Raw genomic sequence first — 12,348 nt, 5'->3', positions numbered from 1 at the left:
TCGCGATCAGGTCATGGCCCACACCCAATCCCAGGCCGATGCCCTCTTTCAGCAGTTCCTGCCCCTCGCCGATTCCATCGCCCGCGGCATCGCTGCCGGCAGCCGGGTGATCGAGCTGGAGGATGCCCGCCAGGTGGCCCGGATGCAGCTCTGGCTCTCCTGCCGGCAGGTCAGCGAGCCAGCCTCTGCCGCCGGCTATCTCAGGCGCTGCATCAAAGGCGCCCTGCTCCATCACCTCCGTGATCACGGCCGCCTGGTCCGCGTCCCGCGGCGTCAGCACGAGAAGGGCATCCATCCCTGGGCGCACCAGAGCCTGCATGCGCCCATGCCTAGCGGTGATCACTGGATCGATCAGCTGGAGGCGCCTGAGCAGCCGGGCCAGCCCTGCGGCGAGGGCATCGAGGCCTTGCTGGATCGGCTCCCGGCTGGCCAGGCCGCAATCATCCGGCTGTCGGTGCTGGAGGGCCAGAGCCTCCGCCAGATCGGCGCAAAGCTTGGCATCAGCGCCATGTCGGTGCAGCGGCGCCGGCAGAAGGGCCTGGCCGCCCTCAGGGCCGTGCTGGCCTGAGGCCCCAATGGGGCTGGCGGTGGGATCGCGCATCATCCGCCGGGGCAAGGGCTGCGCAAGCGGCTCGTTCCTCGCCGCCCTTGCCAGATCCGGCGGTGCTGCTGGCGTCCCATCGCTGCGCCACCGGGCGCCAGGTTCCATGTCCTTCTGGCTCGATGCCCTCTGCCGCGAGGATCCCGTTGCCCTTGTCCACTCCTGCCATCAGGGGCTCAGCAGGCTTCTGCGCTGCCACCGGGGCAAGCCGATCCGCCGCCTCTGGATCGATCACCCCTATGGCGAGGAGGAGATCACCCTGCTGGAGGAGGAGCTGATCCCCGCGTTGGAGCAGTTCCTGGCTCGCATCCAAGAAATCGATGCAGCGCTGGAGGTCGCCAATGAGGGCGAGGTCGAGCGAGTGCAGGCCTCCATGGCCGCAGAGCTCGTGGCCCAGGGCTGAACCTGATGGGGCCGCTTGAGGCGGCCCTCAGCGTCAACAGGTGTTGCCGCTGGCCCGCTAACGCAGCGAAAAGGGCATGGATCGTGAGTGGGGCCTGCCCAGCTGACCTGGTCGCCGCAAGTCGAGTTCCAGCGTTGGTAGCTACCATGGGTCATCACCAGATCCGGGGCATCCGATGGACACCGCACGTCTGTTCCAATCGGGCCGCAGCCAGGCGGTACGGCTCCCGAAGGACTACCGCTTCCGCGGCAACGAGGTGGTGGTGAAGCATTTCGGCAACGGCGTGCTGCTGCTGCCCATCGATGACCCCTGGCAAACCCTGGAGGCGGGGCTGGCAGCCTTTGAGCCGGGGTTTGTGATCACACGCGAGCAACCCGAAGAGCAGATCCGAGAAGCGATCAGCCCATGATCTTGCTCGATACCAACATCTGTATTTACATCATCAATGCCAAACCAGCCGCTGTGCTGGAGCGGTTCAAGAATTACCGACTTGGAGAGATTGGCCTCTGCAGTGTGGTAGCTGCCGAGCTGGCCTTTGGTGTGGCAAAGAGTAGTTCGGCGCGCAACCGTCAGGCTCTGGAGATGTTTCTGGCCCCACTAACGATCCTGCCCTTTGACGAGCGCGCCGCCTGGGCCTACGGCGACCTGCGTGCGGAGCTGGAACGCAGGGGTACACCGATTGGTTCACTCGACACGATGATCGCGGCCCATGCCCTGAGCCTGCAGGCCACTCTGATCACCAACAACACCCGTGAGTTTGCCCAAGTGCCCGGTCTGCAAGTTGATAACTGGGCACCAACGGCGTAAGGCGCCGCACAGGCGCTTTGAACTCCACAGGATTCGAATCACCAGGCCTTGCCGCTCCGCAGGTAGGCCTCCACTTCCGCTTTGCGGATCACCCGCGACTCGTGGTTGTTGCTGATCTGCACCAGGCCGCCACTGATCCTGGCCGTCACACGCCAGGGGCCAGGTGGGACCTGTGGCGGCGGTTCACGGTTGGCAGAGCCACGGCTGGCAGAGCCACGAGTAGCAGGAGGCATCAGCGCAGCCACAAGACGTCAACACCCCTTGCCAGCGGCGGCCGTGGCCTGGCAATGGAGCCTGAACACAAGGAGCAAAGCCATGCCCGCCACCATGATCAGCGCCAGGTCGATGAAGGCCCCGGCTCAGGTCGCCCGGGTTCACGCCAAGCCACGCACCGGCGTCTGGCCCCAGCAGGTCGTCGGAGCACCGGGGGTTGCCTTCTCTGTCGCTATGGCCCCCTCGCGGGGCAGCTTCGATCGGCAGATGACCAAGAGCACGCTCTCCCGCCCGTCACGGGTGCGGCGCACCGGTGGCTGGAGCAGCGGCAATCTGCTGCGGATCACCTGAGCGCTGGGGGGTAAGGCGCGCGGGCTTCCTCATGGTCGCCCCACGGGCAAGGGCTGACGCAAGCGGCTCGGCGACAGGCGCCGTCGCCGCCCTTGCCTGCGCGGGGCACCACTCGGGCGTCCCGCGCTTTGCCATTCATGGCCGCGTCCAAGTCCCGCTCACGCAAAAGCTTCACTGGCCCCACGGCCGAGGAAAGGATCGTCGCCTCCTTGATCGAGCTGCTGGAGGCCGGTTCAGCCCCCTGGCGCCGGCCCTGGGATGGCAGCGGCGGTGGCCACCACGTCAACTTGATCTCGGGTCATCGCTACCGCGGCGCCAATCCGATCCTGCTCACCCTCGGCCTGCACATGCGCGGATCCAGCCTGCTGTTCTGGTGCGGCTTTGCCGAAGCCAAAAAGCTCGGCATCTTCCCCCGCAAGGGCAGCAAGGCGGTTCACATCCTGCGGCCCCAGCTCCACAGCTGCGAGGAGCAAGGCGAGGGCGGTGAAGTCACCCTGCACAGCTGGGCCACCTACCGGCCGGTGGCGGTCTTCAATGCCGCCGATCTCGAGGGTGAAGCACTTCCCTCACTGATCGAAGCCCGCAAGGCAGCGGAAGGCGTGGAGCCCAAGCCGGAGCCCGAGCGGCTGGAGGCTGCGGAAGCCGTGCTGGGTGCCTGGCCGGTGCCGGTCAGCTTTGGGGGTGATCGCGCCTGCTACCTGCCTGCGATTGATCGGATCCAGCTGCCTGATCGAGCCAGCTTCCACTCACCAGCGGCGTTCTGTGCCACCTGGGCCCATGAAGCCATCCACTCCACTGGCCACGAATCGCGCCTGAAGCGGGATCTCGGCGGTGTCTTCGGGAAGGGGCGCTATGCCCGTGAGGAGCTGGTTGCTGAGCTGGGGGCGGTGCTGCTGGGTGATCGGTTGGAGATCGGCAGCGAGATCGAGAGCCATGCCGCCTATCTCGGCCACTGGATCGAGCTGCTCAAGGAGTCCCCGAAGGTGCTGTTTCAGGTGCTCAGTGAGGCAAGGCAGGCGGCGGATCTGATCTGCCCAGAGGCGCTTGGGGAGCAGGAGCCACAGGGCCAGGGCCAGGCCAGCTGAATGCCCCGTGGCCCTCGCCCGGCCATTCAGTCTCCGCTGGGGCTGATCTCGGTGGCAGCGGCTAGTTCACCAACAGCGCTGCTCCCACCACGGTGCCGAGCGGGCCGCCTAGTGATCTCTATCTCAATCAGAGCACCGATGATGTGTACATGCTGAGCTGAATCAGCGCTGCACGTCATTCCCCAGTCTCTACTCATCCAAGCTCTTAAACACCGCATCCTCCGGATCCTTGTAGAACTCGATCGAGATCTTGGTCCAGAGATCATCGGGGAGATCATTCAGGGCTCTGCGAGCCGACACCGGCATCAAAAGCACTCGGGCCTGCTTCTCGACTGCCAGCTCTGCAATCGAGACCGCGTTTGGGATCATCTCAATCGAACCGCCGAGGTTCAGGGAGCCCACGATGATCGTGCTCCCCCGGGTGTTGCGCTCCAGCAGGCCGCCCACCAGGGCCACAAGGATGGGCAGGCCCAGCCCAGCCCCTGAACGGTCGTTGTCCATGGCCCGCAGCTGAACCGAGTATTCGTGGCCACGTGGGTCACGGTCCCCTACGAGGGATTTTGCGCGGGAGTAGAGGTTTTGCTCGCCCACCTTGGTGCTTTCGCGGAACGGGGGCGGGACGGGCTGATTGAGGATCTTCACCCCGCTCCCAGGTCCGACGGCCACTTCGATTCGGTAGAGGCTCGGCCCTGTCTCCCCAGTGCCTGGACTGATCGCCCACACCTGGCCAGGTGGTAGAGGGTCGCCGTCGATGGCGTCATCGCTGTGGAGCTCGGGCGTGGCCACGAACTTCTCCACCCCCTCCAGGCCGAGGGTGTAACTGAAGTGGGTGTTGCGGAACTCGCTCTTGAGGCAGCGCTTCTGCTGCTCCTTCACGCGGCGGCGTGATTCGAGTGCCACACGCACGATCCACTCGAGATCCTCATCGGGGATCTCCATTTGGGGATCAGGGAACAGCAGCTTGATCAGGGCGCTCGCCGTTTTGTTGACGCCCTCGATGTCGCGACCACTGAGGGCTCCACCAAGGTGCACCCGGTTCTGCAGCGCCGACACCCGGCCGCTCTCGCGCAGCCTGCTCCAGCACTCGCTGAGGAAATCGCTCACCAGGCCGAAGTGGTTGGTGAGGTGCTCGTTGGGGTTGAGTTTCGGGAAATCCCAGCCGGGGGCATAGGCGTGGATCCGATCCTGGAAGGCGGTGTCATCGCGCATCTCACGGGGCAACGGGCTAAGCAGATGGCCGATGCGCTGCTGCTGCTCCACATCCACATCGAAGTTGCCGACCATCACGATCCCGCCCTCGGCGCGGATGCTCTCCTTGCCGCGGCTGAACTCACCGGAGGCCATGTAGCCCTTGAGGATGTTGACGCCGTCCTTCTGATCGAAGGAGACCCCCGCCACCTCGTCGAAGCAGACCACGTCGTACTGGCACACCAGACCCCGCTGGCCGTTGCCGTTGTTGACGAACATCTTGGCGACAGTGGCCTTACCCCCCGAGATCAGGTGCGAGTAAGGGGAGATCTGCTGGAACAGGTGGCTCTTGCCAGTACCTCTTGGCCCCAGTTCCACCAGATTGAAGTTGCGCTCCACGAAGGGAGCCATGCGCAGCAGCACCACCATCTTGGCCCGCTCATCGAGAGCGTTGGGCTCCAGTCCAATCGAGCGGATTAAGAAGTCGCGCCACTCGCCTGTGGTGAAGGCAGCTCGGCCCTTGGCCAGGATCCCCAACACATTGGGGTTGGACATCTGAATCGGCCGCAGTCCGGCAATGCGAAAAGGCCGGCCATTGCGTTCCTGGGCGATCACCGGGTCGTACTCGAGGGTGACCTCGGAATAGAAGCCATCGGTGAGCATGCGCTCGTTGGAGCGCACCAGGTCGTCATCGATCTGGGCGTCCTTGATGGCGAGGCTGGGTACCTCGGCCATATAGGAGTCGGTGCGGGTATCGAGGCGAGCCCTGACGATGTCGATGATCTTGACGCTGCCCTGATCACGGGCTCTGGCCTTGAACAGCTCCTCCTCTCCGGTGCGCACCGTGCGGCCCTGGAGCTGCTTCTCGACGATCTGCAGACCTTCCTCGATCTCAGTTGGATCAGTGCTGGCGCAGTAGCGACCGAGCAGGAACTCCACCACGTAGGTGGGCACCGGGTATTGGCGGGAGTATTTGCGCACCAGGTCTTTACGGACCAGGTAGCCGTCGAAGGCCTTGGCACCCAGCTCATCGAGATGGTCCATCTCGCTGGTGATGGCAGGCGCGCTGCTCATGCGTCTTCTCCGACTCGGGTCTGCCGCTGGGCAATCAGGCGGCCTTCGTGGCCCAGGAGCACCATCACAAGCGCAACACCCTCAAGCTCCTCATCCTCTACCAATAAGCGGGCACTGCCGTCTTCGATGGGCTTGGGATTGGCAACGGAGGTGCCGCCGGGGCTGCCCTGGCGCAGGTCGGCCTTGAGGCCCTCAGCCCCCCCGGCTACCTCCACATAGCAACGCATCCCCTTCCATGTGATGGCACTGATGCTGGCCGCCGCCACAACGCTGGATCCGCCGGACACGTTCAACACAGGTGTGAGGCACTCCTGGAGGCTGATGCCACCGTGGGCGTAGGAGTTGGTGGAACCGGTGTTGAAGCAGGCGGCGCCCGCTGGGGTGGCGAAGTGCGCCGAAGCATTCCAGCTCCAGGCGGCCGTGGGCACCGGCACTTGCGAATCACCTTTGATGACCGCGCAGCGGGCCCATTTGCTGGCGGTGAGGTGCTTGGGCAGCTGGGCGCTGGGCAGACCACCGGGGCAGTACAGCCAGCCGTGGTCGGTGACGATCTGAACTGAATTCCAGCCCGCCGCCAGTAGCGCTTGGATGCGCAGGGCCAGGCGTTCGATCTCCGGGCCGATGACGCTGGGCAATTGATCCTGGAGCTGATGGCCGCGGTGGTCGAGATCGCCGATCTCCAGCCAGCCCTTGGCGGCGGCACTGGTGGGCAAATCCAAGGCGCCGTCAGCCAGCACCACATAGCCCTCGGCCTCGAGGGCCTTGCGCAACTCAGCAGCGCTGGTGGCCTTGCCGTTGCGGAAGCTGGGGGCGAAATCCTCTGGCAGAGCCTGTCCCTGGATCAGATGAATCAGGGGAGTGATCGCCGGCTTGGCGGTGGCGGTCACCGTGGGAAGAGCGGCCCAGCGGGTGGTGAGTCCCCCTGTGATGCCCATCTCCTCAAGCCGTTTTTGCAACTGGCGAGCCACGTCGTAGCGGAGGCCATCGGCAAACAGCAGGCAGCCACCTGGTGGGGCCGCGATGGCGGGTTGATCGACCGGGATGGGAAGCCCGTGGCTCTGAACAGCGGCCTGAAAACGCTTGGCGGTGTCATCCAGCCAGGGCTCCAACAGCGCTGCGACAGCTGCCAGCACCATGGCTTCATGCTCGGGCCTGGCCTGGGCTACCGCCTGCCAAGCCGCCAGATCAGCCTCACATCCGGATTCGGTGTAGGGCGCAATGAAGTCTGCTGGGGTAGTGCCAACCAAGGGCTGATCAGCCCGCTGGGCGAGGAGGCCGAGGGGGGCGAGCAGTTCGGCCATGGGGGAGAGGCCCAACTGGGCCCAGATCCACTGCCGCCGTTGACCGTGGCTGGCTTCTAGATCGCGCACAGCCTTGCAGGCCTGGGCATGGGGCTGTTTGGGCAAAGCCTTGAGGGCCTCTTGCACCTCCTGCTCCATGGCGTCGTTGCGGTGGGGCCAACGGGAGGTGGAGGGATCACTGCTGCTTCCGAGCAGATCCACTTGGTTGGTGGGTGGAGCGGCGCGGCGCAGGAGATCAACGAGGCCTGGGTAGGCGGCGGGTTGGTCGTCGAAACGTCTCCAGACTTTCTCCCACTCGGGCTTGCCAGTGGCGAGACGCTCAGCGGCGGTGAGTTCGCTGTCTTTGGACGGATCGAACTTGTAGTCCTTCTTCCACACCGACACCAGAGCGTTCCATTGATCGATGTTGCGGGATTGCTGAAAGCCAGAAGGGTCGACCATCCAGCGCAGGAGGTCGCGGATCGGATCGTCGACCAGCATGGCGTCGAAATCCTTGGCCTCCAGGCGTGTACCCCGAAGCTGGGCCAGCGGCTGCATCGCCAATTCGGTGAGGGCCCTGGCCATCGCTAGTTTTGTGTCCTGATCACTGGCCACATCAAGGCCCAAGGCATCAGGAGAGCCGAGGAAAGCCTGCAGGGTCCAGTCGCGGCCATTGCGCTGCAGCCAGAGGGTGCCGAGGAACATCAGCTCGATCAGCGGCTCCCAGGCCCAGGGGCAACCCTCACCGGCCCGAAGGTCTTGGCGGCTCACGCCGGGGAGATAAAGGATGGGGATCTGCCCCTCGGGGATGGGTGGCTCCGCCAAGGTGCGATCAACGATGCAGCGCAGCCAGAGGCTGGGCCCTTGCAGCTGCTCGGCGTCGTAGGTGCCAAGGCTGATCAGCTCGGGCAGGGCGCTGCGCAGCTGGGGGATCAGGGGCAGCCACTCCCGTTTGGGATCGGTCCAGAGGATGGCAACCGGCGCCACCTCGGCATCACTGCAGACGTTGCAACCCCGCAGCTTCTGGATCAGGGCCTCAAGCAGGGTGCGGGGCAGCGCCATCAGCTGATGCCCTCCTGGCTCAAGGGCGCTGGCTGAGCCTCAAGTTGAAAACCCTTTGCGCGTAGGCGGAGATCGATCTCTTCTGCTGCCTTAGCTGCGCGATTTCGGAGTTCGTCAGCCGTTCGGAAACCACTGAGGTAACAGGCTTCGTTGGCTGTGAGGGCACCGGGGTCGATGCCGAAGATGTGTTGGATGGCATCGGGGCACCTCTCGCGTAAACGGCGGGTTACCAGAGGTTCAGGCTTGAGGGGCTTGAGCCGTCCGGCATTCACCAGCGTAATGACAGCTGCCACCTGGCCGCCACCGGCCTGGACGTAGTCGGCCAGTTCGGCGAGGGTGCCGCCCAGACAGGTGACGTCGTCGACGAGCACGTAGGCGGTGCCAGGGGTGACCGGTCCATCGAATTGGGGCCGCAGCAACAGGCGCTCCATGGCCTTGGCACCGGTGTGGAAAACACGGGAGGCCTGGACGATTTCGGTTTCGACATCGCCGTGAAGGATCTCGGCACAGGCGCTGGCAAGCATCAGCGGGATGGCGTTGTCGCCGGTGGCTTCTCGGGCATAGGGGGCCACGTAGGTGAGCTCAAGCGGGAGCTTGGCTTGCAAGCCAGCAAGGAACTCGATCGTCAGATCCCAGACCAGATCAATGGCGGCTTCCTGCTCACCGGCTTTGGCTTTGCGGTAAGCGGGATGAGCCTTGAGCGGCTGGTCGTCATCCCACATCCAGTAAGGCAAAGCCGCAGCGTCGGGGAAGGGATGGCTGCGGATCCGCATGCTTCAGCCTTCTCCCCGATGCTGGGCCCGTGCAGCTTCCTTGGCGGCGCGGCTGTAGTGCAGATCATTCCAGCGGTTGCCATCGAAGCTGGTGCCAACCGGTGGAGCGCCTGCGATGGGGGCGCCGAAATCTGTGGCGAGGGCGTGGTTGCTCTCATCCCAGCACCAGAACCAGGGGAACTCCCCTTTGGGGCGCATCGGTTCCTTGCCGCGGTCCTTGGCCCACTTGATGGTGCCGGGCTTGGAGCGCAGGATGCCTGCACCGGTCTTGCCGCCTTTGCGAAGAGTGGCGTTGAGGAAGGGGCGGCTGTTGAGACGCACACCATCATTGATGTCTGGATCCCAGCCAATCGCTTGTTGGTGCAGGGGCTTCCAGCGCACGAAGAGGTCGTAAGGCGGCTCGCCCTCGAGGATCTTCTTGAGTTGCTCCTGGAGATCAAGGGCGGCGGCGAGGCGATCATCGGCGCCGTTGATGCCTTCTGCTTGATCGAGCTTCTGGCGATCGATCCAATCGCCCAGGTAGGTGTAGGTGAGCAGCTCCAGAGTTTTGCGGCCTTGGCCGTTGGGGGCAGCAAGCTTGTGGTAGTTCACCAGGGCGCAGAAGCCGTTGGGGTTGCCATCCCAGATCTGCCAGATGAACGGACGACTATGGAAGAGCTTGCAGTGCTCGGCGTAGAAGTTCTGGCGCAGCCAGTCGCCTAGATCGGTTGCGGCCTTCTTGGCATCATTGGCCACGGCTGTTTCCAGCAACAGCTCCCGCTCTTTGGCGTTGCTCCACTCCTCACCAAAGGCTGCGGCAAGCAAACTCCTTAGGCGGTCGGCAGCAGCTAATTCACCGCGGGTGGGCGACAAGCAGACGATGCCGTCGTCATCCGCCAGTTTTTCCAGACCATCCGTAGCGAGCGCCGGGCAATCTGGAAAATTGGAACCGGTCTGGCGCGGCCACTGGTAGCCGAGCAAGCGGGCCAAGGCCACATGCAACGGCTGATCGGCGCCCTTTGGATGGCCGTTGAACAACCACTGCGTCGGGTCGCTCGAAAACGGCTTGGGCAACCCCTGCGGATACTTCTCCGCCGCCACCTTCTGCCAGTGCGCCAGGTCGAAATCAGTATTGAGCACTGTTCCGACCTCAATCTTTCTGTTTTGGTTTAGTGCTTTAACAGATTTGGCAAACGTCTCGGATGAGCAGAACGACCAAAGAGGAACGACATCTGAATCGTCATTTGGCACAATCGCGCAGCAGTTGTGGTCATAAATATTCCCAAGATAAAGCGTGGCAGGAAAGTTGCCCATTTGACTGACTACAACGCCCGGCTTGCCCCAGTTTGGCTTCCCCTTCCGCCAGTTCTGCGCAGAATGGTTGATTCCTTTCACTGACTCCGCAAGAGCCGCAAGCCGCCCTTGTTCTTTCTCCCAAAGGATTACATCCGTCAGCCCACCGTAGTAAGTTGTTCTTGAAGAAGTGGACTGAAGAAACTCCCATTCAATACCATTTCTTGGCCTCTCCCAGAACTTGCCAAAGTATTGAGCGGAATCACCAGTGACTAATCCCTGCAAAACTGACGCAATGTCGCCGATCTTTCCGCCGTTAGTCACTTGGGGGCGATACGCTAAGTCCTCACTCCTCAAGACGTCAGCATATTTGACGGTCGAACCGCCCACATCCAGAAGGATTTCTGCCTTCTCCGAGGGCTCTTTTCCGTAGGAGGCATCCGCGATAAGCATCGCAGCATCGCGTGTAGGTTCGATGTTCTGAATAATTGAAAGACCAACCAACTCGCCCCCTGCTTGCGGGCTTTCGAACGCCTTTTCACCTAGACGATAAAGCGCCCTGATGGTTTGCCGTTCCAGAAGCCATTTTCGATAGTCCGTGTATCGCTTCAAGAACCACCAACTTTGAGGTGACACAAAAGCCATCACCCCGTGTTTGGCGGTAAGGCCAACCATTCTGAGTGAGAATGCGGAGGCGAGATTCTCCTTTGCCAATTCGAGAAACGAATAAATGTGCTCCTTCAGTTCGGCGGAGAATTTCGATTGAGTAAGAAAGGGCACGTTGGTGGCGACGAGCGTGAACTGGCCGGCGAGAATTTCCGCCGCCTTGGCCAGGCCGCGCGCGGTCACGGCCATTTCGTGCGCGGTGTCGTCCTTGGCTTCCTGCGCCAGCGCCTTTTCCAGCAGCGGCTGGAGTTCATGGAACGCGGCCACCAGCAGGTCGCCCTCGCCGGCGCGCGGGTTGATGAGGCTGCCCAGCACCGCCGCCTTTTGGAACAGCCGGTAAAGCCGTTCCATGCCGCGCTGGAGCTTCTGGTTGTCGCCGGCAATCGCGAGCCAGTCGGCTTCGCGCGTGTTCGGCGCGAGGCCGGAGCAGGCCAGGTTCATCGCCGGCAGCGCGCAGTGGCCCACGCGACGCCACGCGGCCAGCGCCAGGTTGAACGCGCCAATCTGCGTGCAGCGCGAGTCGAGTTCCAGCCCGAAGAGATTGTCGCGGATGACCGCCGCCACCGCCGCGGGCGCGTCCAGCTTTTCCTCCGCCATCCGCAGCGCGACAAGCCGCTCGAACATCGCCACGACGAAATGCCCGCTGCCCATGCAGGGGTCGAGGCACTTGAGTTCCTTCGCCGTCTTCGGCCAGCCTTCAAACGTGCCGGCGGCGGGTGTCCACTTGCCGTCCTCGCCTTTGATGAAGCGGAGATAGCTCCACGGGCAGCCGGGCAGCGACACGGACTGGCGGAGTTCGTCTTCGCTTCGGGCAGTGGTGGCCAGCTGGGAATTAGCGGCAAGCACCTTGCCGGCGTGCCAGGCACCGAGGGTGTTGTCGAGCAGGAAGTCCACCATGTAGTCCTCGGTGAACAACTGCGTGACCGCCGGTAATTCATCCGCGCCGATCTTGACGCCGGAGTCGTTGACCTCGTCTTTGCGCTTCGTTTGCCAGAACTGGTACACCCAGCCCAGGCTGTCGCTGGCGGTGAACACCTCCACCTCCAACGCTGCCACCAACGCCTGTAGTTGCTGGCGGATCTCAAGAGGCAGCTTGACCGCAAGCACCGGGTCGTCAACCCGAAAGATTTCGGGCAGCATCCCCTGGGCAAAACGGGCTGCCAGCTCCCAGAGATCTGTGCTTTCCTCAGCAGCTAGTTCTTCGCATTCATCAAGGCTGATTGATACTCCGGAGCTGGGTTCGATCAGCAGCTGGTTTTCCGCCAAAAACCGAGCAAACAGCATCCGGTGCCAATGCTCGTAGGCCATCTCCCGCACTAATCGCTCAATGCTTTGGGTGCCTTTTGGGGCATCCAGCTGATCACCCAGTTGCCGGCCGCGGGCTCGCAAGCGGTTACGCAGGCGCCGCTCTTCTTCTCCCATAGATGAGAAGGGCTCTTTGGCCCCCACGGCCAAACCCATAAGCGCTTCTCGGGCACCGCGCTCGGCCAGGTCGCGGGCCTTCACCACGGTCTTGTCCAGCGACTGGCGCAGGGTTGAGGCGAGGGCTGGCATGGGGGCTGAGTAGCAGGGC

10 protein-coding genes are annotated in these 12,348 nt (G+C 63.4%); 6 read left to right on the top strand and 4 right to left on the bottom strand.

Annotated features, from left to right (window positions below; all coding sequences use genetic code 11):
- Positions 1-13: 13 nt before the first annotated feature.
- The 6 genes from ACXMDY_RS05710 to ACXMDY_RS05685 all read left to right on the top strand — a co-directional run bounded on the left by ACXMDY_RS05710 (position 14) and on the right by ACXMDY_RS05685 (position 3,460).
- Positions 14-568, top strand: coding sequence for a sigma-70 family RNA polymerase sigma factor (locus ACXMDY_RS05710; protein ID WP_457767468.1), 555 nt, complete (start codon positions 14-16; stop codon positions 566-568).
- 139 nt (positions 569-707) lie between these two features.
- Complete coding sequence (locus ACXMDY_RS05705; protein WP_457767467.1) at positions 708-1,004, top strand: hypothetical protein; 297 nt, start codon at positions 708-710, stop codon at positions 1,002-1,004.
- A gap of 175 nt (positions 1,005-1,179) precedes the next feature.
- Positions 1,180-1,413: an antitoxin gene (locus tag ACXMDY_RS05700; protein ID WP_457767466.1), complete on the top strand. Its 234-nt coding sequence runs from the start codon at positions 1,180-1,182 to the stop codon at positions 1,411-1,413.
- Entirely contained in the window at positions 1,410-1,811 is a 402-nt protein-coding gene (gene vapC / locus ACXMDY_RS05695; RefSeq protein WP_457767465.1) for a type II toxin-antitoxin system tRNA(fMet)-specific endonuclease VapC, read from the top strand. The genes ACXMDY_RS05700 and vapC overlap by 4 nt, the downstream gene beginning before the upstream one ends.
- A gap of 315 nt (positions 1,812-2,126) precedes the next feature.
- Entirely contained in the window at positions 2,127-2,375 is a 249-nt protein-coding gene (locus tag ACXMDY_RS05690; RefSeq protein WP_457767464.1) for a hypothetical protein, read from the top strand.
- A 137-nt stretch (positions 2,376-2,512) separates the two neighbouring features.
- Positions 2,513-3,460: an ArdC family protein gene (locus tag ACXMDY_RS05685; RefSeq protein WP_457767463.1), complete on the top strand. Its 948-nt coding sequence runs from the start codon at positions 2,513-2,515 to the stop codon at positions 3,458-3,460.
- Positions 3,461-3,649: 189 nt separating this feature from the next.
- Here ACXMDY_RS05685 and brxL read toward each other — a convergent pair whose 3' ends face one another.
- The 4 genes from brxL to ACXMDY_RS05665 are packed head-to-tail and all read right to left on the bottom strand — an operon-like array spanning position 3,650 to position 12,329.
- A complete protein-coding gene (gene brxL / locus ACXMDY_RS05680) occupies positions 3,650-5,722 on the bottom strand; it encodes a BREX system Lon protease-like protein BrxL (RefSeq protein WP_457767462.1) in 2,073 nt (690 codons plus the stop codon).
- On the bottom strand, positions 5,719-8,064 hold the full coding sequence (gene pglZ, locus ACXMDY_RS05675; protein WP_457767461.1) for a BREX-1 system phosphatase PglZ type B: 2,346 nt from the start codon (positions 8,062-8,064) through the stop codon (positions 5,719-5,721). The genes brxL and pglZ overlap by 4 nt, the downstream gene beginning before the upstream one ends.
- On the bottom strand, positions 8,064-8,837 hold the full coding sequence (locus ACXMDY_RS05670; RefSeq protein ID WP_457767460.1) for a hypothetical protein: 774 nt from the start codon (positions 8,835-8,837) through the stop codon (positions 8,064-8,066). The genes pglZ and ACXMDY_RS05670 overlap by 1 nt, the downstream gene beginning before the upstream one ends.
- A 3-nt stretch (positions 8,838-8,840) precedes the next feature.
- On the bottom strand, positions 8,841-12,329 hold the full coding sequence (locus ACXMDY_RS05665) for an Eco57I restriction-modification methylase domain-containing protein (protein WP_457767459.1): 3,489 nt from the start codon (positions 12,327-12,329) through the stop codon (positions 8,841-8,843).
- Positions 12,330-12,348: the final 19 nt, after the last annotated feature.

This window comes from Cyanobium sp. ULC082, from assembly GCF_977927535.1.
This window is presented reverse-complemented; position numbering and strand designations above follow the sequence as displayed.